Source organism: Ensifer sp. 2TAB8, assembly GCF_052115125.1.
Taxonomy (GTDB): Bacteria; Pseudomonadota; Alphaproteobacteria; order Rhizobiales; family Rhizobiaceae; genus Ensifer.
In genome coordinates, this window is the sequence record NZ_JBFRGB010000096.1 from 1 (window position 1) to 411 (window position 411).

At 66.2% G+C, this 411-nt stretch carries 1 protein-coding gene; it reads left to right on the top strand.

Annotated elements, in window-relative coordinates; genetic code table 11:
- The coding region (locus AB4Z53_RS35505; RefSeq protein WP_441600127.1) for a hypothetical protein at positions 1-411 on the top strand (411 nt) is incomplete at both ends.

Here is a 411-nt window from a genome sequence, read left to right on the forward strand (position 1 = left end):
CTTCAAGCTTGCCGAAGGCACGCTGACGGTCAATTCCGACAAGACCTGGTCGTTCGACGCGGCCAGCAACCTCAACAATCCGGCTGGCGTCAACGTCACCTTCTCGCTGTCGGCCACGGACGCCGATGGTGACACAACGAGCGACAGCCAGACGATCACGGTGACCGACGGCGCCGGCCCGACGGTAGATCCGGCATCCGCCTCGGCCTCGTTGACGCTCGACGACCAGAACCTTGCCGACGGCTCGACCCCGGGCTCGACGACGAGCGCCGGCACGATCGGCTTTAATGCGGGCTCGGACGCGATCGCCAAGATCGCCTTCGGCGACACCAGCGGCCTGACGGGTTCGCTGACCTGGGAACGCGTCTCCGACACGCAGATCGTCGGCCGTGCCGGTGGTGTTGCGATCGT